21 protein-coding genes and 1 tRNA gene are annotated in these 21,937 nt (G+C 37.3%); 14 read left to right on the top strand and 8 right to left on the bottom strand.

Annotated features, from left to right (window positions below):
* Positions 1–327: 327 nt before the first annotated feature.
* Positions 328–1,437 (bottom strand): acyltransferase family protein, encoded by a 1,110-nt coding sequence (locus A9996_RS02030; RefSeq protein ID WP_066430528.1) that lies wholly within the window; start codon positions 1,435–1,437, stop codon positions 328–330.
* 157 nt (positions 1,438–1,594) lie between these two features.
* On the opposite strand from A9996_RS02030, the gene A9996_RS02025 reads away from it, so the two are divergent.
* Both A9996_RS02025 and A9996_RS02020 read left to right on the top strand, forming a co-directional pair.
* Positions 1,595–2,344, top strand: a complete 750-nt coding sequence (locus tag A9996_RS02025) for a DeoR/GlpR family DNA-binding transcription regulator (RefSeq protein WP_066430327.1) — start codon at positions 1,595–1,597, stop codon at positions 2,342–2,344.
* 69 nt (positions 2,345–2,413) lie between these two features.
* Positions 2,414–3,355, top strand: coding sequence for an N-acetylmuramoyl-L-alanine amidase (locus tag A9996_RS02020; protein ID WP_066430325.1), 942 nt, complete (start codon positions 2,414–2,416; stop codon positions 3,353–3,355).
* Between the two features lie 313 nt (positions 3,356–3,668).
* On the opposite strand, the gene A9996_RS02015 is transcribed toward A9996_RS02020, so the two are convergent.
* On the bottom strand, positions 3,669–5,300 hold the full coding sequence (locus tag A9996_RS02015; RefSeq protein ID WP_066430324.1) for a glycoside hydrolase family 10-like protein: 1,632 nt from the start codon (positions 5,298–5,300) through the stop codon (positions 3,669–3,671).
* Positions 5,301–6,120: 820 nt separating this feature from the next.
* Here A9996_RS02015 and A9996_RS02010 point away from each other — a divergent pair.
* Both A9996_RS02010 and A9996_RS02005 read left to right on the top strand, forming a co-directional pair.
* Positions 6,121–7,023, top strand: a complete 903-nt coding sequence (locus A9996_RS02010) for an IS1595-like element ISGal1 family transposase (RefSeq protein WP_066430526.1) — start codon at positions 6,121–6,123, stop codon at positions 7,021–7,023.
* 27 nt (positions 7,024–7,050) lie between these two features.
* Positions 7,051–7,377 (top strand): DMT family transporter, encoded by a 327-nt coding sequence (locus A9996_RS02005; protein ID WP_066430323.1) that lies wholly within the window; start codon positions 7,051–7,053, stop codon positions 7,375–7,377.
* Here A9996_RS02005 and A9996_RS02000 read toward each other — a convergent pair.
* Both A9996_RS02000 and A9996_RS01995 read right to left on the bottom strand, forming a co-directional pair.
* Positions 7,374–7,787: a hypothetical protein gene (locus A9996_RS02000; RefSeq protein ID WP_066430322.1), complete on the bottom strand. Its 414-nt coding sequence runs from the start codon at positions 7,785–7,787 to the stop codon at positions 7,374–7,376. The genes A9996_RS02005 and A9996_RS02000 overlap by 4 nt on opposite strands.
* Positions 7,768–8,358, bottom strand: a complete 591-nt coding sequence (locus A9996_RS01995) for an RNA polymerase sigma factor (RefSeq protein WP_066430321.1) — start codon at positions 8,356–8,358, stop codon at positions 7,768–7,770. Before A9996_RS01995 ends, A9996_RS02000 begins: the two co-directional genes overlap by 20 nt.
* A 322-nt stretch (positions 8,359–8,680) precedes the next feature.
* Between A9996_RS01995 and A9996_RS01990 the strand changes: the two genes are divergently transcribed.
* From A9996_RS01990 to A9996_RS01975, 4 genes are all read left to right on the top strand, one after another.
* On the top strand, positions 8,681–9,025 hold the full coding sequence (locus tag A9996_RS01990; RefSeq protein WP_066430320.1) for a DUF6249 domain-containing protein: 345 nt from the start codon (positions 8,681–8,683) through the stop codon (positions 9,023–9,025).
* Positions 9,026–9,217: 192 nt separating this feature from the next.
* Positions 9,218–10,201, top strand: coding sequence for a hypothetical protein (locus A9996_RS01985; protein WP_066430319.1), 984 nt, complete (start codon positions 9,218–9,220; stop codon positions 10,199–10,201).
* 5 nt (positions 10,202–10,206) lie between these two features.
* On the top strand, positions 10,207–10,566 hold the full coding sequence (locus A9996_RS01980) for a DoxX family protein (protein WP_066430318.1): 360 nt from the start codon (positions 10,207–10,209) through the stop codon (positions 10,564–10,566).
* Between the two features lie 49 nt (positions 10,567–10,615).
* A complete protein-coding gene (locus A9996_RS01975) occupies positions 10,616–12,487 on the top strand; it encodes a M1 family metallopeptidase (protein ID WP_066430316.1) in 1,872 nt (623 codons plus the stop codon).
* A gap of 14 nt (positions 12,488–12,501) precedes the next feature.
* On the opposite strand, the gene A9996_RS01970 is transcribed toward A9996_RS01975, so the two are convergent.
* A complete protein-coding gene (locus tag A9996_RS01970; protein WP_083993815.1) occupies positions 12,502–13,185 on the bottom strand; it encodes a M15 family metallopeptidase in 684 nt (227 codons plus the stop codon).
* Between the two features lie 30 nt (positions 13,186–13,215).
* On the opposite strand from A9996_RS01970, the gene A9996_RS01965 reads away from it, so the two are divergent.
* From A9996_RS01965 to A9996_RS01940, 6 genes are all read left to right on the top strand, one after another.
* Positions 13,216–13,812, top strand: coding sequence for an alpha-ketoglutarate-dependent dioxygenase AlkB family protein (locus A9996_RS01965; protein ID WP_066430314.1), 597 nt, complete (start codon positions 13,216–13,218; stop codon positions 13,810–13,812).
* 366 nt (positions 13,813–14,178) lie between these two features.
* Positions 14,179–15,099 carry an alpha/beta hydrolase gene (locus tag A9996_RS01960; RefSeq protein ID WP_066430312.1) on the top strand — a complete coding sequence of 307 codons (921 nt, stop codon included), beginning with the start codon at positions 14,179–14,181 and terminating at the stop codon, positions 15,097–15,099.
* A gap of 213 nt (positions 15,100–15,312) precedes the next feature.
* Positions 15,313–15,780 (top strand): hypothetical protein, encoded by a 468-nt coding sequence (locus tag A9996_RS01955; RefSeq protein ID WP_066430308.1) that lies wholly within the window; start codon positions 15,313–15,315, stop codon positions 15,778–15,780.
* A gap of 28 nt (positions 15,781–15,808) precedes the next feature.
* Entirely contained in the window at positions 15,809–17,023 is a 1,215-nt protein-coding gene (locus A9996_RS01950) for a DUF819 family protein (protein WP_066430306.1), read from the top strand.
* Between the two features lie 100 nt (positions 17,024–17,123).
* Positions 17,124–17,816 (top strand): DUF4369 domain-containing protein, encoded by a 693-nt coding sequence (locus A9996_RS01945; protein ID WP_066430516.1) that lies wholly within the window; start codon positions 17,124–17,126, stop codon positions 17,814–17,816.
* Positions 17,817–17,922: 106 nt separating this feature from the next.
* On the top strand, positions 17,923–20,244 hold the full coding sequence (locus A9996_RS01940) for a transglycosylase domain-containing protein (RefSeq protein ID WP_066430305.1): 2,322 nt from the start codon (positions 17,923–17,925) through the stop codon (positions 20,242–20,244).
* Between the two features lie 239 nt (positions 20,245–20,483).
* Here the strand turns inward: A9996_RS01940 and A9996_RS01935 are convergent.
* The 3 genes from A9996_RS01935 to A9996_RS01925 form a co-directional block, all read right to left on the bottom strand.
* Positions 20,484–20,557 (bottom strand) — tRNA-Thr (locus A9996_RS01935).
* A 58-nt stretch (positions 20,558–20,615) separates the two neighbouring features.
* Positions 20,616–20,885 carry a hypothetical protein gene (locus A9996_RS01930; protein ID WP_066430514.1) on the bottom strand — a complete coding sequence of 90 codons (270 nt, stop codon included), beginning with the start codon at positions 20,883–20,885 and terminating at the stop codon, positions 20,616–20,618.
* 75 nt (positions 20,886–20,960) lie between these two features.
* The gene (locus A9996_RS01925) at positions 20,961–21,932 is read right to left on the bottom strand and encodes a type I phosphomannose isomerase catalytic subunit (protein ID WP_066430304.1); all 972 of its coding nucleotides are present in this window, start codon (positions 21,930–21,932) and stop codon (positions 20,961–20,963) included.
* Between the last annotated feature and the right edge of the window lie 5 nt (positions 21,933–21,937).

The raw sequence follows: 21,937 nt of genomic DNA, 5'->3' as shown, positions 1-21,937 counted from the left end.
TAGATTTTAATAGCTTCAAGCTGTAACTTAAACGTTTTAAAGTCCTCAAAGGTATCCCACATTTCTAGAGAAATATGTAGAATGCCCCTATTCATATTGTAGTTACAGCCATTCAAAATCATCGCCAAGCTAATGATAAAAGGCCCTTAACAAGAATTGGCCAACACGCCACGGCTTGTATTTTGATCGATCTATAATTTTTCATAGCGTTGAGATTGTTGGTTTTAGTTATCGTTTATAAAAGACGCACTTTTTTGCAATATATTGCATTCTTAAGGCTAATACTTAGAAAATGCAGAATGAATTGACCGACACGTGCTTCATCGTCTATATTTTTATAAAGATTTTTTTCTTATACAGCACATAGCATAGCAGCCAAAACATAATGATATGACTTATAGCGAACAGCAAGGAACCATTCATGTTACCAAATATAGGAGCGAATCCCTTAACAAAGAGATACTTATATAAAGAAATTTTATCTAGATTTCCCTCAACTGGAATTTTGATCAGATAGCTGATTGTTTTTGCATACAAGCCGGAAAACACAAAAATGAACAACGGATTCGATCCGAAATGGACAAATGGTTTTGACCACACTGCATACTTTTTATAATCGATGATAAAAATCAGAACAGCCAAAAATAGAGTCCCCAAACCTGCCGTAAAAAGCACATAAGAACTCGTCCATAAAGGCTTGTTAATAGGGAAGACGAGTGCCCAGATGCTGCCCAATACAACCATCAATACACCATAAAGCAACAATTTTCTAATTTTTAATACAATGGAGTTTTCGGTGCTCATCACCTGGCCAATGAGATACCCAATAATCACGGTTCCAATTGCAGGGATGGAAGACAGCAAGCCCTCTGGGTCAAAAGGAATCCCAAATCCTTTGTAGATGTGATGCTCACCAAAAAGAAACAAGTCAAAACGTCTTACCAGGTTCTGCTCCAAAGAATAAGGATCAGAATGGGCCCCATAAAATAGCAACGCCCAGTATCCTAATAAGATAGCTGCCAGCACGATCAACAACCTGTACCCTTTAAATATGAAACACAGCAAGGCACCGGCGCCGTAGGCTAAAGCTATTCTTTGTAGAACGCCCATAACTCGCACTTCCGAAAAATTAAAAAACGGATATAAATTCAGACAAAAACCTATTAAAAATATAATTAACGTCCGCTTAAGGATTTTGATCACTATTTTTTGTGACGATTCACCACTATTTTTTTTAAAGGAAAAATATACGGAGAGTCCAACAATAAAAAGAAAGAAAGGGAACACTAAGTCTGTTGGAGTGCAGCCGTGCCATGCCGCATGTTTCAGTGGTGCATAAATATAACTCCAGCTGCCAGGTGTATTGACTAGAATCATCAACGCTATGGTCAAACCTCTTAAAACATCCAACGAAATTAATCTCTTTGAAGTATCCATAATTTCATATTTTAGCCGAGATTTAAAACAATCTTCTTCAAATGTATAATAATTTGTCTGATTATGCGACATTGAAATATTAAACATGCAGAATTTTGCATATATTTAAACAAATATTGCATTCAGATTTTAAGTCAGTTGGGAAAATTAAATTGATATGAAGAAAAAAGAGCGTCAGAAAAAAATAATTGACGAAGTGAGCATCAACAGAAAAGTCAGTTCGAGTTATTTATCTGAAAAACTTAACGTTTCTGAAGACACCATAAGAAGAGATATAAAGGAATTGGATGACCAGGCTTTATTGGCCAAAGTACATGGCGGTGCTATTTCAACCATTCAAAAACTATATCATTATAATGAAGATGTTATTTACAACAGGGAAAACAAAGTGCGCATAGCTTTAAAAGCCATCACCTTAATAGAGGATGGCATGGTGATCATTATGAGTGGAGGAACCACCAATTTGATGCTCGCCAAATTGTTGCCCAAAAATTTAAAAGCAACGATCTATACTTATAGTTTACCGATAGCCATGCAACTAACCGAGCATTCGTTAATTGAAACTATTTTTATTGGCGGTAAAATCCACAGGAGCTCCATGGTGACTACTGGTATTGATGTTATTCAATATTTATCAAATATTAGGGCGAATATCTGCTTTATCGGCGTGAGCGCCTTAAGCGTTGATCACGGCATCACTGATGAAGGATATGAAGTTTCCCTAATTAAAAAAGCGATGATCAATGCCTCACAGCACACGGTTTATTTAACAACTTCCAACAAATTGAACTCCATACTTAACTACGATGTTTGCAGTTTCAAGGAAATTGGTACCGTTGTAACTGATTATGACCCTGAAGATCCCAACCTAAAAAATTACAAAGATGCTGGGTTAAATTTGGTATAGGCGTGAGGCAGGCAGATTATGAAGCTATCGATGTCTTTGTACGCTGGAAAAATTTAAAATATCACATCCATGAAAAAAATACCTTCAGTTATTGCGATAATCTTTATAGCATGCCTCATCGTGTCATGCGCGCGCAACCCCTACGCGCCCACCAATAGAGTTTATAAAAAACAGAGCAGAGCACTTACTCAAGAATTAAAAGAGATACCGCCTCCTAAGCGCGGAATAGCAAATACTCTAAACTATGCTGAACATTGGGTGGGCACCACTAATTTCAACCTTAGAAAGCCCAATATTGTGGTTATTCATCATACCGCGCAAGACTCTGTTGGACAAACGCTCAAAACATTTACTTTAGAAAGAACCCAGGTAAGTTCGCATTATGTCATTGGTGAAAATGGAGAGATCTACCAGATGCTTAATGATCTTTATCGTGCTTGGCATGGCGGAAGTGGTCAATGGGGCTCCAATACAGATTTAAATTCCTCATCTATTGGTATAGAACTGGACAATAATGGCATTGACGGTTTTTCGCCACTACAGATTGCGAGTCTGATGGAATTATTGAAAGATCTGAAAGAGAAGTATAAGATTCCGACCGCTAATTTTATTGGGCATTCTGATATTGCGCCCACCAGAAAAAATGATCCCAACAAAACGTTTCCATGGAAAGCATTGGCAAAAGAAGGTTACGGATTATGGTATGACGACATCCCTGATGAAGACTTTCCGTTTTTTGAAATTGACAGCATTAAGAACACCGAAATGCCTCAAGAAATAAAAATAGAGGTCAACGACTCTGTTATTGTAGACATTATACAGACCCTATATGTAGCTCCACTCTTAGATGTTTCCCCAAAGGTTGCTCTTAAGATTATTGGGTATGACGTCAGTGACATGCCTGCGGCCATCAAAGCTTTCAAACTGCATTTTATTCAAACTGAGGTAAATTCTACCCTCACAGATTATGATTTGAAAGTGCTGAACAATCTCTATAAGAAGTATTTATAGGACACGCTGTTGTCCGGCAAAGAATCAAGACCGCTGCGCTAACAGAATCAAGTACAAAGACTTGATGGTAATTAATAGATAAGGAGACGTACTGCGGAAGGACAATTGCCTGCCCTATCTCCATGACATTATTTCGAAAAAGCTAATTTTCATTTTTAAAAACTAGTAAAAGCCTTTGTTACCATTGGGTTTATGAAACTAAATAATAGTTTAATAGGTCACTACTTAACTATAACATAGAAATCAAATAAAAAAAATACCCAGCTATCATGTCAAAAATCAATAGTGGATTTTTTGTGCTAAAATCTTTCGACTATTTAGCCCCAATCCTGATTTCGTTGAAGCTACTCTGATTTCCGGTTTTGTCTACGGCGGTAACACCTATAACCGTTAACGGATTCTTTTTCTCGTTTACTTCTAGATTGAGGGATAATGCTATTGCATTTTTTGTTCTGTCTAAAATCTTGTAATCCCATCCGTTTTCATAGTTGTAGAACACCACCCAATTATAAACCTCATCTAATGCCGGATGATCCCAAGAAACAATCACTTTGTTGCCATCAATTTTTGTTGACACTAAAGGCGCTTCAGGCAATAATTTATCCAGCCACGGACTTGCAGGAACTAGGGCCTGCTTTTTATATGGACCGTCTATTAAGGCCTTAGAAAGCTTTGGATATTTCAACAACGGACTTATACTCCAATGCACGGTACCCTTACTTTCTGGAACCATCCCACGGGTTAACATGATTTGATTGACGGTTTCATCTTTATTGGCGTCGTCTCCACCATAATCTATCCTAAGACCTGGCCACAAGTGGCGCTTCTGTGTGTTTTCACTTTCCCACCATCCCAATAATACAGGGAAACTTTGGGCAGTTTGATTGATTTTCCAATATAGTTGAGGAGTAAAATAATCGATCCAACCTTTATTCAGCCAAAGCTTAGCATCTGCATACAACTCATTGTACTGGTCCATACCTGAAATTGATGCTGGATAACCAGGTCTCCAGATCCCAAAAGGACTAATGCCAAATTTAACTTCTGGCTTTTCAGCTTTAATTTCTTCATAAATGCGTTTTACAAATCCATTTACTGCGGCTCTTCTCCAATCTGGTTTAGCAAGCTTCCCTCCTGCTTTTAAATAGGCCTGGTAACTTTCTGAATCTGGAAAATCCTGTCCATTATTATATGAAGCATACGGATAAAAATAATCGTCAAAATGGATTCCATCCACATCATAGCGCTTCACGATATCCATAACTACAGCTGAAGAATGGTCTTGTGTTGCTTTTTTGGAAGGATCCATCCACCACATGCCATTCATTAAACTCGCCATGAGTTCTGGGTTTTTCTTCACAATAGATTTTGGTGATACTTCTCCGCCCATAGTATGATGCGCTCGATACGGATTTAACCATACGTGCAATTCCAGACCTCTATCATGTGCTGCGTTTATCCAAAAATTAAGCGGATCATAATAAGGCTCTGGCGCTTGCCCTACCTCTCCCGACAAAAAGAAAGACCAGGGCTCCAAATTACTTTCATATAAAGCATCAGCCTGAGGTCTTGCTTGAAAAATTACCGCATTGTAATTATGAGCTTTTAAAAAGTCCAACAATTTTATGGCCTCATCCTGCTGTTGTTGTGTAGATAAACCAATCTTACTTGGCCAGTTGATATTGCCTACGGTGGCAATCCATGCGGCACGGAATTCTCGCATGACATAGGGGCTCGTCTTAAACGGTTGAACCGCTGGGGTCTTTACCTCTACTTCAACTTCTTTTTTAATTTCAGGACTTATAGGTTCAGGCTTCTTTATAACCTGTCGCACCTCCTTTTTTGGAGGGTTAGGTTTTGATAGTACTGGTTTTGTGGATTTACAAGAATAGAGTGCTGCTGTACAGAGCAATACTAACAAAACCGATTTAATTTTTAGCGACATATACGTAATGATAATTAGTAAACAAATTTTAGATTTTAAATCCAATAACCAACTATATCTTTAAAAAAAAAGAGACACAACATGTGCCTCTTTTTATAGCTCGCAAACCATTCCAAAGCTTCTTTATAGCTTCTAACATCTTTGGTAGCAAGATTATCATACTTTTTATCTGCAACTATGGATATGTATCAATTATAAAGTTCTAATATTCTCTATTGCAGAACGCGCACTTGCTGCTTGCAAGTAGATGATGTCCAAAAAATAAGGTAGGATTAGACAAATTAGTTAGCATATCATTCAGTCGTGCCAATGCCCTACTTGCTTCGATTGTTTTACGCAATACCTTTGTTGTTTCTATACTTGCCTTTGGTGGCAGTAGAGGAAGCCTGTTGTAGGTTATATTTCTATCAAATTATAGCATTTTAAACACGAGTAATGAATTCTTTCGTTCTATTAACGAGGGTAAATATGCTGAAAATCACCCTCGTTCTCTTTTTAGGGGTAGATATCACAGTCGTTGTGTAGTTTGAAATAGGCAATTTTTCACAAATTACAGATTGCATTTTAGAAAGCTGTAATGAGTAACAGATCCGAAATAAGTTTGGAGTCAATAAAATTACACCAAGCTTTTTGGGATGGTTATTTTACTCATTTGCCGATGCAGTATTTTAAAAGTCAGCGTTTATAGGGGTTTGCAGAGGTTATGTGGTACATATGTAGCACAAAGTGGGATTTTCATGAGAAACTAAGGGATAATAAAAAAATTTGATTGAGTTAATCATTTAAGTTCTGTATCTTGCGCCCAATAAATATAATGATTATGGATGTGTTTAAGGGTCAAAATATACTGAACTTTGTAAAAGAATTGCCGGATGATGATTCCTGCAAGGCTTATTTGGCTAAAATAAAATGGCAGGATGGTTTTAAATGTATGAAATGTGGACACACCAAAGGATGTGCAAAAGCGGGATACACCTATCAATGTTATAACTGTCAGCATGTGGAGAGCTCCACGGCAAATACATTGTTCCACAAAGTTAAGTTCGGGCTCCATAAGGCATTCTGCATCGTGTTCGAGATGGCCACCAGCACGAAGAGCGTGTCAAGTGTCCAGATGGGGAAGCGCTTCGATGTCCGACAGGGAACTGCCTGGTATTTTATGCAGAAGGTGAGGATAGCCATGCAGAGCAGCCAGCAATATCCATTGTCGGAAATTGTCCATGTGGATGAATTCACGGTTGGTGGAAAAGAAGAGGGCAAACAGGGCCGGAGCTATGACTCCAAGAAGAAAAAGGCAGTGATAGCGGTGGAGCTAGACAAAAAGCACAAAATCAAAAGGGTCTACGTAAGATCGATCGAGGATTATTCAGCGAGATCCCTGACGCCAATCTTCGAAGAGCATATCAGTACGACCGCCAAAGTGGTAACAGATAAATGGCGAGGGTATGCACCGTTGATGAAAGACTATAATATTGAACAGAAATACAGTGCAGGCGGCAAGAACTTCAAGGAAATGCATATTGTTATAATGCAGCTGAAATCTTGGTTGAGGGCAATTCCAACACATGTAAGCAAATGGCATGTACAGAGATATTTCGATGAGTTCTGTTTTAGGATAAACAGGTCACAGTTCAAAGAAACCATTTTTCACAAAACCATTGAAAGAATGGTCGCCAAAAAACCGATATATCAACAAGTAATAAAACAGCACGTAAGTGTGTAACTCAATAAAGAATAAAGTATATAATTTATGAATTGGATCATTTTGATCATTGCGGGGTTGTTTGAAGTAGGGTTTGCCGCCTGTTTGGGGAAAGCAAAACACGCTACTGGAACGACAGCAACATGGTGGTATATTGGCTTTATGGTATGCTTAACCATCAGCATGTTGCTTTTGATAAAAGCCACACAAACATTGCCTATTGGTACTGCCTATGCGGTTTGGACAGGCATTGGAGCGGTCGGAACCGTGCTTGTTGGTATTTTTGTCTTCAAGGAAGCCGCTGATTTCTGGCGGGTCTTCTTTTTGGCTACTCTTATCCTTTCTGTTGTGGGGTTAAAATTTGTATCCAACTAATAGGAGCCTTGCTGTCTTTTGGTTATAAAATATTTTAAGATGGGAACTTGCGCACAGAGCATCAATCCGCAAACCACCATTGCATATGTGGTGATACGCGCCAATTTTAATTCAGAAAAAAAGTTCATAATCTCGTTGTTTGAAACCGTACTAAAATCAACAGCTTTAAACCAATCATTAGGTTCGCCCGCCGAAATTACATATAAGTAGACCACGTAAGCTATCCCAGTAGTAAGAATTAGCATCCATCCCATTTTTGAAATCAATGGTTGATAAACCGTTGTAGTACTTTTAACATTGATACGCGCCATAATATTACTTGTAAAATCACTTGGAGGGGCTTCCAAAGGAGATGATTTCATCGTTTTTTTTACAAGATTTTCCAAAAATTCATCTGCGTTCTCTTTCATAATTGGCTATTATTTCTGGTTCTAATCGTTCTTTTAAAATGGTCATTAATTTTTTTCGGCTTCTAAAAAGCTTCACTTTAATGTTATTTGCTTCTAAATTCACCACGGCGGCTATTTCATCTAAAGACAACTCTTCAAAGTAAAATAAAGTCAACAAAAAGCCATCCATTTCTGGCAGTAAGTCGATGCACTTTTTAATAGACTGTTGGTACTCTGCCTCGGTCAAATCATTTAATGCATTATCAATCGTTTTGACATGATGTTCCGTAAGTTCATCGATTGCGACGTCCTTAAGGTATTTTTTATTCTTTTTAATGCTATCCAGACACGTGTTATATGCCACTTTATATACATAGGTGGAAAACTTGGAATCTCCTTTAAAACTCTTCAGGGACTTATAAATCTTTATAAAGGTGTCCTGGGCAGCTTCTTCTGCTTCTTCCCTATTTTTGAGCATTCTCAACGTTAAAGTAAACACCAAATTTTTATAATTGTCAACCAAAACGGAAAATGCATTGGCATCACCATTCAAAATCTTGGTTATATAAAATTGATCGTCGTTAGTAGTCATTACGGTGTAAGACGAATAAAGATAGATTTAGGTTACATCTTTTTTCGAAAATAAAATACAATCAGTTGCAATTTTATACCAACCGATGAGCGTAGTTATGGCTTTCTAAAATATCCAATGATTAATGTATTATATGTAGAATGCCAATAACTCCATACCTGATCTGGCTTAACATTCATAGACACTCAAATAGGTCTAAGACTAATTCAGTTCTTAAACACCTTAGTTACTAATAAAAAATTCGTTTTGTGTAACCTAAACTCCAAATCCATCGTCATAGGTAATAAATAAATTAAAATTAATCAATTAAAAACGAACAACTATGGGATCAGAATTCATCATCATGCCCCTTTTTATTGCCGCTATTTTCGGTATTTTCTATCTTTACTTTTCAACACGCAATAAAGAACGTTTAGCACTTATTGAAAAGGGTGCTGACGCTAGTATCTTCATGAGAGGCAAACAAACCACGGCGCCTATCTGGAAAGTCCTTATACTTAATTTGGCATTGCTTTTAATGGGAATTGGCATAGGGATTTTTGTAGCATCATCACTAGAGACATTTACAACTTTAGACAGTGATGCCATTTATCCTGCCTGTATTTTTTTAATGGCTGGACTAGGTCTTTTTATTGGTTTCAATATGACCAAAAACTTGGACAAATAACAAATATAAATTTCAAATACGGCCTTCAATTAAACGGTTAACTATTTTGTTAGCCGTTTTTTTATTAATAAATGTATCTTTAAAGTCTTATTTTGAGAAAACTTTCTATTAAAAAATTTATATTTAGTCTTGTTTGACTAAGCTCTACTGCTTTCAAAAAAGACAAACAGCTGATTGAGAACACAAACGCCCATGAATTTCAAATCTATTCCTACTTACTTTCTATTATGTTGTGTGAACTTCGGATTTTCTCAAACCACTATAAAAGACGCACAGTCAGATTATCCCGTGTCTTATGCAACCGTTTCTTTTAACAATGGCAATGGTTTGTTTGCAAATGATGAAGGTGAGTTTGTCTTTACAAAAAAACTGTATCCAGACATTGACACGCTCTATATCTCTGCTTTAGGTTATAAGGATCTAAAAATAGCTACCCTAAACCTACCTAAAATTATCATGATGGACACTGAGGTTAATGCCTTGGATGAAGTGTTGATCACTTCAAATATGGATCGTAAATTCAAGGAAGAAGCGATCAAACCTTATTTAGATGATGATTATTACCATTGCTGGCTGCCTACTATTGAATCTGAAATTGCTGTTTATTTCAGCAATCCTGATGAAGGTTTAAAAAAGATCACCAAAGTGCACTTTCCCATTACTTTAGAATCTAAGGATTGGGAAAAAAGAAAACGCTCAAATGCTGACAAGAAACCTTTTTCGACATTGTTTAAGGTGAAATTTTACAACAATAACGGTGGCTATCCCGGGAAAGAACTAGTGTATCGAACCATTGTTTTTAGAGCAACAGAAAAAGATGGTGACGAATTTATTCTCGATGTTTCGGATGAAGATATTTATTATCCAAAAACGGGTGTCTTTGTATCCCTGCAAGTTTTAGGTTATACTGATGATAACGGCAAACTACTCACCAACAAAAAATATAAGGAAATCACCTCTAGAGATGGCAGTGTGATTAAAATTCCAACTAATTTTAGACCACTTCTCCCTTTTACAAATCAAATTTCAGAAAATAAAACCTACATCAAACGTGTTTTTGTCAATGAAAACAAATGGACCAAATTTGAAAAAGGCAGCAGTTTTCAATCCACATTATTACAAACAGGACTCAATAATTACGGCATTGGATTAACCTTTAATGTCTATAAAGATTAAATTTTATGATATACCCATGGCACCTTTACCTAATGGCAACAATTTACACTTTTGCCGGATTGATGCATTTTATAAAACCCAAAGCTTATTTACGCATCATGCCAAGATATCTTCCCAATCCTAAGCTCTTAGTCACCCTAAGTGGGATAGTTGAAATTATGTTAGGCATTGGTTTGTGTTTTCCTTCCACAAAAGACCTAGCCATATCAGGTCTTATTGCCATGCTTGCTGTGTTTTTATTGGTCCATTTTTATATGCTTTCCAGTAAAAAAGCGGGTGCCGGGATTCCGCAGTGGGTCTTGCTCTTGCGGATTCCCCTGCAATTTGGGTTGATGTATTGGGCCTATTGGTATTTGCAATTTTAATCTCATTTGTTATTACAGTATCTTCGAAAACTTAATTGTATAAATTGACATGAAAACGCCAAAAGCCATATTTTATCTCGTACTCCTAATAATGACAAGCTGTGCCCAAACTAAAGAAGAGCAAATTGTAGTTTATAGCTATGTGGAGGAGCCACACTCATATGCCAAACCAAACAATGCGTTCATCAAACATCTGAAGCTGGATATTACTGTCGATTTTGAAACCGAAATCATTAGTGGTAAGGCCACCTATGACATTGAAAACAACAACAGCACACAAATAATATTAGATTCAAAATATCTAGAAATTGAATCTGTGACCGCTAATGGTAAAGAAACTGATTTCTCATTGGGCGTTAATGACAAACAGTTGGGACAACCATTAACCATCACCATAGAAAAAAACACCAAACAGATTGAAATCACCTATAAAACTACAAAAGATACAGAAGCACTACAATGGTTAAAACCACAACAAACCGCTGATAAAACCAATCCATTCTTATTCACTCAAGGCCAAGCTATTTTGACAAGAACGTGGATTCCCATTCAAGATAGTCCACAAATACGGATCTCCTACGAAGCCAATGTCCAGGTTCCAAAAGGGCTGATGGCAGTTATGAGTGCTGAAAATCCGAAGGAGAAAAATGAAAGCGGGTTATATCACTTTCAAATGGAACAAGCCATTCCAGCTTACCTTATTGCACTGGCCGTTGGTGATTTTGAATATAAAGCCATCAGTGAGCGCACTGGCGTGTATGCTGAAAAATCAATGCTGAACAAAGTGCAGGAGGAATTTTCAGACATGGAAAAAATGGTATCGGCCGCTGAAGATCTTTATGGACCTTATGCTTGGGAGCAATTTGATGTGATCGTGCTCCCTCCAAGTTTTCCGTTTGGTGGCATGGAGAACCCACGATTAACCTTTGCCACACCAACGGTTATTGCTGGAGATAAAAGCTTAACCTCTTTGGTGGCGCATGAATTGGCTCATTCTTGGTCTGGAAATTTAGTGACCAATGCCACTTGGAATGACTTTTGGCTCAATGAAGGTTTTACGGTCTATTTTGAAATGCGTATCATGGAAGCGCTTTATGGGAAGGAACGCGCAGATATGCTGGCTTTGATGAGTCGTCAGGATTTGGATGATGAACTGGAAAATTTAAAGGAGACACCAAATGACACCAAACTTAAATTAGACTTAAAAGGAAAAAATCCGGATGATGGCATGAACAGTATTGCTTATGATAAAGGCTATCTCTTTTTAAGAACTTTGGAGGAAGCTGTGGGTCGTGAAAAATTTGACGCATTTTTGAAACAGTATTTTAAAGAACATGCATTTTCAAGCATGACTACCGAAAAATTTGTGACCTACCTCAACACCAATCTGCTAGAAAAAAATAAGGTAACATTTAATACCGAAGAATGGATCAATCAACCCGGAGTTCCCAAAAATCAAGCCGTCATCTCCTCTGACAAATTTAAAAATGTTGAATTAACGCTGCAAGATTTTATCCTTACCGGAAAAATTGATAAAGAGACTACTAAAGATTGGACCTCTCAAGAGTGGGTGCATTTCATCAGAAATTTCCCTAAAACAATGACTGCCGACCAAATGAAAGATCTGGATACGGCCTTAAATTTGACCAATTCAACAAATTCCTATATTCAGATGGTGTGGTATGAGCAGGCTTTAAACCATGACTATCACGGCAAAAATATAGATTCAAAAATTGAGGACTTTTTGATTTCTGTGGGCCGTCGCTGGTATGTGGAAACTATTTTTAAAGCTTTCAAAAGAAATAACAGGATGGAAGAGGCTCTGAAAATTTATGAGAAATCACGTCCAAATTATCATTCTGTTACTGCAAAAACGATTGATGATTTATTGGGATTTGAGCCTACGAAAGAAGTTGAATAAAACTCTAGCACTCTTTACTCTATAGGAAAATCAAAATAGGTATCAGGAAAAGGCTCCCATCTTAAGGTAAAATGCCACCATTCTTTGGGATAATTTCTAAAGTTATGTTCTAACATCACCGTTTGCAACACATCTCTATTTTTTTGCTGGACTTCTGAGATATGCGTATAATCCAACCAGGATTGTTCACCAAAAAAATCATAAGCTCCGCCCATATCCAAAGGTTCACCAGTACTGCCATCAGTAATGGTCAAATCGATCGTGCTGCCTCTGCTATGTCCAGATTTAGAAGCGATATAGCCTTCGCTGAATAAAGATTGCTTTTCAACTTCCGGATAAAACTCATGTTTATTAATCGTATCTCCCAAATCTTTAGCCCAAGAAACAAAGTGATCTACAGCGCGCTGCGGCCTGTATCCATCATAGACTTTCAGGCATAAATTTTGGTACCGGAGCGCATCCTGGACTTGTTTCAATGCTTCCGTGGCATCTAACGTCAAGATTAATTTATTGGAATGATACCCGTTAATAGGCATGCCCACAAAGTTATGATCTGTATAATAACGCAATTCTACATCCAAATCAGGAATATGATCCTTAACATATACAAATCCTTCTGGTAGTTGTCCTGATGGCGATTTTGTAAATGCAAAACCCAGAATAATCAGTACTAAAAGCAATCCTTTGTTTTTCCACATAGTTGTGCTAATTTAGATAAAATTTAAACTATGGACTTATTTTCTGCTGAAAAAAGACATCTCCACCTTCCCAATGCAGAGGTCATTTACATTCCCGATTTTTACGATCCGCAAAAAGCAGATGGTTATTTTGAACACTTAATAAGTAGGGTTCCGTGGCAACAGGACGACATTAAGATTTTTGGCAAAGTCTACGCACAGCCACGTTTAACGGCCTTATTTGCTACCAATGAAAAACCTTATTCATACTCCAATATCACCATGACGCCCAATAAATTGACTGCTGAGCTTGGGCAAATTAAAACAGATATTGAAGCGGTATGCCAACATCAATTTACAACCGTATTACTCAACTATTATAGAACAGGAGCTGATAGCAATGGTTGGCACGCCGATAATGAAAAGGAATTGGGGGAAAATCCGGTGATTGCCTCTTTGAGTTTTGGTGCTTCTAGAACATTTCACTTTAAACACCGCACTATTAAGGAAGAGCACTATAAACTCAATTTAGAACACGGTAGTTTACTGATCATGAGGGGAGAAATGCAACACTTTTGGTTGCACCAAATTCCGAAAACAAAAAAAAGAGTGGAGGCACGTATCAACCTCACATTTAGAACTTTATAAAATAGAAAGAACCGAGGTCCCTCAACCTCGGTTCTCCTAATTTGCGTTTAATATATTGGTAGATTTAGGGTTACTAAGTCAACAACATATGCAAATATTAATTAATTAATCCATTGTACTAAAACCGAAATTCCAGTACACTTCAAATATATAACTATAATCCATACGCTCTGTTCAAATACATAAAAAATCGACGAAATACATATAAATTTAACAAAATAAGATTAAAAGTTGCATTTAATCGATGAAAAGCAATATCATAATGTCGAAATATTACAGATAGCCCCTATCAGTTTTTTGATATTATGACGTTAATTATATAAATTGAATGACCTGATGTATCTTAGTTGTTCTAAAATTGAATCTATGAAAAACTTATTTCTTTTTTTCAGCCTCGTTTCTACGCTAGCATTTTGTCAAGACAGTACGTATTCGGAAACATACCTCAGCGTTTCAAAATGGATTGATGGCAGTTTAATTGTTCCAAACTCAGGCTCAGACCAACTTGCTATTATTATTGGTGGCTCCGGACCAACAGATAGAGATGGCAATCAGAATTTCATGAAAACAAACAATCTCAAAAAACTGGCGCAACAACTTGCCCAAAACGGTATTGCAACTTTTAGATATGACAAGCGTATCGTAAAACAGATTAAAACGAATGCTGTTGACCCAAATATAAAATTTGATGATTTTGTTTCAGACGCAATTGACGTCGTACAATATTTTAAGACAGAACAGAAATTTGAACACCTCTATATCATTGGTCACAGTCAAGGTAGTTTAATTGGAATGCTTGCTGCTCAGCAAAACGTGGATGGCTTCATTTCATTGGCAGGGGCAGGACAATCTATTGATGCGGTTATTATAGACCAGGTTCAAAAAACAGCACCTATGTTTTTTGAAGACACCAAACGCGCCTTTGAAGTTTTAAAATCTGGCCAAACAACCACCGATTACCCTCCCGCCCTCGCTTCAATATTTGACAGCAGCGTACAAGAGTTTATGATGAGCTGGATGATACACGATCCCGCCGCGGTCATCACAAAGTTAGACATTCCTATTTTACTCATCAATGGTACCAAAGATCTACAGGTTAATATTGCTGAAGCTGAACTATTGCACGACGCTTCAGAACAATCAGAGCTAAAACTTATTGACAACATGAACCATGTCTTGTTTATTATTTCAGGTGATGACCAAGAGAACGCAAAATCTTACAACGATCAAAGTGGAAAAATTTCAGAAACTTTGGTTCAGGATATTGTTGAGTTTATAAAAAGATAGATCCTTAATGGACCAAAAAAAGCACCTTTTTCAAGGTGCCTTTTTACTAACTAACCAACCAAAATGTAATATTAACGTCTCTAAAGGTTAACTACTCCTTTTTTGTTAATGTAGAGCATAATTATTTACAACATAAGCTTTTCAAATTCCGTGCCATATTTAAGTTTGTCGTCATAATAATTATCCTTATTTTGCGGCTCAAACACACTCATTATGCGTCCATTTTATAAAATCCTACTGCTTTTTGGTTTAATGATCTTATCTACCACCACGGTCAAGGCCCAAACCTTGATTGTTGATAAAGCAAATGAGAACTATTCCGAAAATTTTGATGTTCCTATAACTATTGATTCCATTACCTTCAACAGTTTTAAGATCAAACTTTCAACGCTTGACCCTTCATTAGTAATCAACCAAGTCATCCTAAACAAAAAATTCTCAAAAGGAACTTTAAAATTTTCATCAGATGGCTCTATCTATACTATTGACTATACCAGCGAATCTCCTATTGCCATAGTAAAAAAGGAAAAAATATTCGATTTAAAAATGGGTGCTTCCGATCGTTTTTTAGATAAAAATCTAATAACGATCACTCAAAGTGATTTCTATAATACTGAAAAAGTGCTTTCCGTAACGGAAAAAGTAAAGCCATCAACAGTCAATCAATTTGTTACTTTTTAAGAATGATGCTATTGTTTTTGGATTGCTAATGCTGGCCCTTGGTTTTGTTTTTTATACAGAATCTATAAAACAAGGGTTTTGGCCAAAATTTTATAAATACATACCCGGATTGTTGATGTGCTACATGATTCCTGCTATTTTCAACTCCCTTGGTTTGATCTCTGCAGAGGTTTCAGAAACATATTACATTGCGAGTCGCTACCTCTTGCCAGCGTCTTTGGTGTTATTGACCATTAGTATTGACCTAAAGGCTGTTTTCAACTTAGGCTGGAAAGCCTTGGTCATGTTTTTTACAGGAACCATCGGGATTATTATTGGTGGACCAATTGCCATTTTGATCATCTCAACATTTTCTCCTGAAACTGTTGGTGGTGCTGGTTTTGATGCTGTTTGGAGAGGATTGGCCACTTTGGCGGGAAGTTGGATTGGTGGCGGTGCCAATCAAGCAGCAATGTTAGAAATTTATGGCTTTAACCAAGAACTCTATGGAGGTATGGTTTTAGTGGATATTGTAGTGGCCAATATTTGGTTGGCTGTGCTTTTACTAGGGATTGGAAAACGTGAAAAAATAGATAATTGGTTAAAAGCAGATAACACGGCAATTAATGAATTGCAACAAAAAGTACAAAACTTTAGTGAAAAAACTATCCGTATTCCATCATTGTCAGATTTGCTCATCATTTTAATGTTTGCCTTTGCTGCGGTCGGTATAGCCCATTTTGGTGCTGATGTTATTTCAACCTACCTCTCTGACAATTTTGAAGCAGTGAGCAATCCGAGAAGTGCATTGTCATCATTTGGAAGCCAATTCTTTTGGTTGATTTCAATTGCAACTTTAATTGGTATTCTTCTCTCGTTTACTAAAGCTAAAAATTATGAAGGCGCTGGTGCCAGTAAAATTGGTAGTGTCTTTATCTATATTCTAGTAGCTACCATTGGAATGAAAATGGATTTAGGTAAAATATTCGAAAATCCAGGCCTTATTTTAATAGGCTTGGTATGGATGGCTATTCACGCAGGACTTCTTATTCTTATTGCCAAACTTATTAAAGCACCTTATTTTTTCTTGGCTGTTGGAAGTCAGGCCAACGTAGGTGGCGCAGCTTCTGCACCTGTTGTAGCAGCAGCCTTCCACCCTTCATTGGCAACGGTTGGTGCACTTTTAGCGGTGTTTGGTTATGTGGTGGGAACTTATGGTGCACTTTTGTGTGCAGAACTCATGAGAATAGTTGCTGTAGGTTAGTTTTTAAAGGAATTTAATAAGATATTTGCCCACGAAAAAACTACCTCAGGCCATAGCCCACGAGGTGTTCAAATCTCAAAAAATCAAACCCCAAATTTCAATGAAAAGATTTGCGTTTATCATCAGTTTACTTATTGTTTCGTCTTGTGCTAAAGACAATTCAAATTTTACACTTAAAGGGTCTATCAAAGACTTGAAAAAAGGCACCGTGTATCTCCAAAAGATTGACGACACGTTGCTCATATCGATTGATTCCCTAATAATAAATGGCGAATCGCAATTTGAGCTTCACACGTATTTGGAAGGTCCGGAAGTACTTTATTTAAAGCTCGATAAAAATGGTCAAGATAGTGGCATCATCCCTTTCTTTGCCGATAAAGGCGTTACAGAAATCAACACCACCCTTAAAAATTTCTTTATGGATGCCAAGATCAAAGGCTCTGTGCAACATGACAAATTAGAAGAATACCAAATGATGATGTCCAAGTTTAAAGACAAAAACCTTGATCTTATCAAAAATAACCTGGAAGCCCAAAGAAGTCAGGATTCCATTTTAATGGCGTCGAGCTTAAAGGAATACAATAATTTGATCATCAGAAAATACTTATATACCATCAATTTCGCAATCAACAATAAAGATAGTGAGGTGGCACCTTATTTGGCAGTATCAGAAATTCCTGATGCCAATTTGAGATATTTGGATACCATCAATAACGCGTTGACTCCAGAAATCAAATCTTCCAAATACGGGAAGGCCTTACAAGATCTTATTGCACAACGAAAAAAACAATAAGCGTTTTATTTGAGGTTAGTGGTACTTCGACTTATCGTATTATCAATCTCAAAATTGAAATACTTCACTAGGATATCCGTTACTTTGTAAAGACACCTTTTAAATAATGAATTTTACCAAAGTTAAAGCTATCAAATGGGCTAAGAGAACAGGCTACGTCGTAAGTATTCTCTTAGCTCTTTTTATTTGTTTTTATATGAGTATTTATGCCGGACTCTGGGGGAAAATTCCAGATTCTGAAGAATTAGCGCTCCTAAAGCAAAGCCAGGCCACTCAGATTTTGGATGCCAATAACGATTTGATTGGCAAGATTTATGTCTACGACAGGCAGTCCATCACATATTCAGATTTTCCGCAACACTTAATAGATGCCCTCATAGCCACAGAAGATACACGATTTTATGAACACAACGGCATAGACAACAAAAGTTTGCTTCGGGTGTTTTTCAAAAGCATTTTGATGTCTAATGAATCTTCTGGCGGCGGAAGTACCATTACCTTACAATTGGCTAAAAATCTCTTTGGAAGAAAAGATTATGGTGCCATTGGGATTGTGGTCAATAAAATAAGAGAAAGCATTGTGGCCAGACGCATTGAAGACCTCTATTCAAAGGAAGAGATTCTTACCTTGTATCTCAATACAGTCCCCTTCCCAGATAATACTTATGGTATTGAAAGTGCTTCAGAAAAATTTTTCAACGTACATACCAAAGATTTGACATTGGTACAATCAGCAACCTTAGTGGGATCATTGAAAGCAAACACGAGTTACAATCCGCGACGGTATCCTGAAAAATCAGCAGCAAGAAAAAATGTGGTCATCCATCAAATGGAGAAATATGGGTGCCTCTCAGAAGCACAAGCCACCAAAGCCAAAACAGATAGCATTGTTGTAGACTATCAAAACTATTCTCCCAATGAAGGTTTGGCCCCGTATTTTAGGGCAGAAATTAAAAAACAACTGGACAGTTTGCTGAATCAAAAAAAGTATCTCAAACCCGATGGTGAACCTTACAACATTTATCATGACGGTTTAAAGATTCATACCACCCTTGATAACACCATGCAGCGTTATGCCGAAGCGGCCATGACAGAGCATATGAGCGACTTGCAACGACAGTTTGAAAAAGCTTACGGACAAAATGCACCATGGTTAAAGGGAAAGGCGGTTTTTGAAGCTGCAAAAAAGCAATTAAAAGCGTACAAAAAACTGAAAGCACAAGGGTTGGATGAAAAAGCTATTGGAGACTCTTTAAAGCGCACACATCAAATTGATCTCTTCTCATGGGATGCGTCCACTGTAAAATCGATGTCAACCTTAGACAGTTTGGAATACTATTCAAAGTTCCTCAATGCAGGTCTCGTGTCTTTAGACCCTTCAAATGGTGCTATAAAGGCTTATGTTGGAGGGATTGATTATAGTTTTTTTCAGTTTGACCATATTGTTCAAAGTAAGCGCCAGGTAGGTTCTACCTTTAAACCGATTGTATATACCGCTGCTTTGGAGAGTGGCATGGACCCATGCACTTACTTTCCATTAAAAGCTATTACTTATACTGATGTCGACAATTGGCGCCCTACTAATGCAGGCATCTCTGAAGACGAAGATTTGAATTATTCCCTTCAAGAAGCATTGAGCAACTCTGTAAATACCATCGCTGTTAAGGTCCTTTACGAAACCGGAATTGACAAAGTGATTGCACAAGCAAAACAAATGGGGATTAAAAGCGAGATAGAAGCCGTACCTTCCATTGCGTTAGGTTCTTCCAACCTTACGGTATTAGAATTGGCAAAGGCCTATACCACGTACGTGAACGGCAGCAAGACTTCAAACCCTGTTTTTATCACTAAAATTGAAGATAAAGACGGTAATATTATTGCATCCTATAATGATTTGTATCCGGATCAAGCTGAGCAAACTATGGCATTTAGTGATGATACCAGGCAGGTGATGCTCGAGTTTATGAAAGCTACAGTTAATGCAGGTACTGCCGCAAGGTTGCGGTCCACTTACCAGTTATCCAATGCCATTGCTGGCAAAACAGGTACGACACAGGACAATAAAGATGGTTGGTTTGTGGCGATAATGCCAAAGTTGGTGACCGTAACTTGGGTGGGCAATGATAATCAGCAGATAGGATTCAGCTCTACAGGACTTGGACAAGGTGCCAATTCTGCGCTTCCAATTTTCGCTAAATATCTTCAGAGATTAAATGCAGATTCCAATTATAATAGCATCACCAAGGCCTCTTTTGAGAGTACACCTGAATCTGTATTGAATGCTTTAAACTGTGAACCGACAAAAGCTGATGGTTTTTTTAAACGTTTGTTTGGTGGCAATAAGGTTGAACGCAAATTTGAAAAGAAAGAAAAAAAGGAAGATGGTGGCATCTTTGGGTGGTTGAAGAAGAAGGATAAAGATAACTAATGGAACACTGATGCCGCTGATAAAGCAGATTGTCACTGATGTGATTATTATTTAAAAATAAAGTAGGCGCTCATAAAAATTATTGGTGAATAAGATCCCGCTGAATAATACTTAAGCCTGCATATTTGAGAGATATCTCTTTGCGCCCTTTGCGCAACCTTCGCGACCCTTGCGTTTAACAACAAATTGTAGGCTGTTATTTTAAACAAAAAAAACCTCTCGAAGGAGAGGTTTTTTTGAGCCGATAGAGGGACTCGAACCCACGACCTGCTGATTACAAATCAGCTGCTCTAGCCAGCTGAGCTACATCGGCTTAATAGACTGCAAATATAATCTCGAAAACCATATTTGCAAATCTTTTGAAAAAAAAATTAATCTAACGCATTGATTTTTTCTATCAACGCACGGCCTTTAGTTTCTAACTCTGCGTTAACCGCTTTAAAGTGTGCTTTTTTGTTCTCAACACTCTTGTCGTTCACTTTGGTAATCAACTCATCAAACGTGAGGATAGCCTCATCAACGATCGCTTCAGTCTTTTTAGTGTCTTTCCCAGTATGCGTATATTCCCAAACATAAGCCGCTTCAATAATATCTCCTAAAACATAGTTAATATCTTTTTTTAGGTCTCTAACATTTGCCATTTTCTTGATTTTTAAAATTTTTACAAAAGTAGTCAAATTAAAGATGTTTCTCATAATGGATCGCGTATAATTTAACTACACGTAAACTTCCAATAATGTGGCATCTTTTGCGATGATCTGATACGTTGAAATAGCCGCAGGGATCAATAGTGTTTCGCCTTTTTTGATGACTTCAACATGGTTTTCTGTCTTAATTTCAGCTTCTCCCTCCACACAAATATAAATCATGAAAGAATCATAAGTATTGTTCTTCTGAAGTTCTGTATCAACCTTTAAATAGTTGGTGGTGAAATATGGACAATTGACCATTACGTTGGACTGATTTGAAGTCGTCTCATAAGACACTCTGAAATTGTCTTCCATATCAAAGCCAATAGCGTCAATAGCCAACTCAGTATGAAGTTCACGCGCATTGCCCTGATCATCTTTTCGGTCCCAATCATAGATCCGGTAGGTAATATCACTGGTTTGTTGAATTTCAGCCAATAATACGCCGGCTCCTATCGCATGTACACGTCCCACTTCAATAAAATAGGTGTCGCCAGTTTTCACCTCATCAAAATTTAAAATCTTTGGTAGCGTTTTGTTCTCCAAATGCTCAAGATAAAGTTCTGGAGTCATTTTCTGATTAAAATCTACAATCAAGTTGGCACCTTCATCTGCTTGCATCACATACCACATTTCAGTTTTCCCAAAAGAGTTGTGACGTTTCGCTGCCAATTCATCATTTGGATGCAATTGAATGGACAAGTCTTGTTTGGCATCAATAAACTTGATCAACAATGGAAATTTATTCCCGAATTTCTTGTAGTTCTTCCCTCCTATTAAATCGGCTTTATACGTGCTCAATAAATGCTTTAAAGATTGGTTTTCCAAACTTCCATTAGAGACTATTGAAGTATCTCCATCAACATCACTGATTTCCCAGCTCTCACCCACATTAGGTAACCCGGAATCCTTATGCAATAACGATTTTAATTTTTGTCCGCCCCAAATTTTATCTTTTAAAATAGGCGTAAATTTTAAGGGATATAAGGTGTTTTTCAAAATTT

This window comes from Gelidibacter algens (genome assembly GCF_001678675.1).
GTDB classification, from domain to species: Bacteria; Bacteroidota; Bacteroidia; order Flavobacteriales; family Flavobacteriaceae; genus Gelidibacter; species Gelidibacter algens.
Note: the sequence above shows the minus strand (reverse complement) of the source record. Positions and strands in the feature narration are given on the sequence as shown.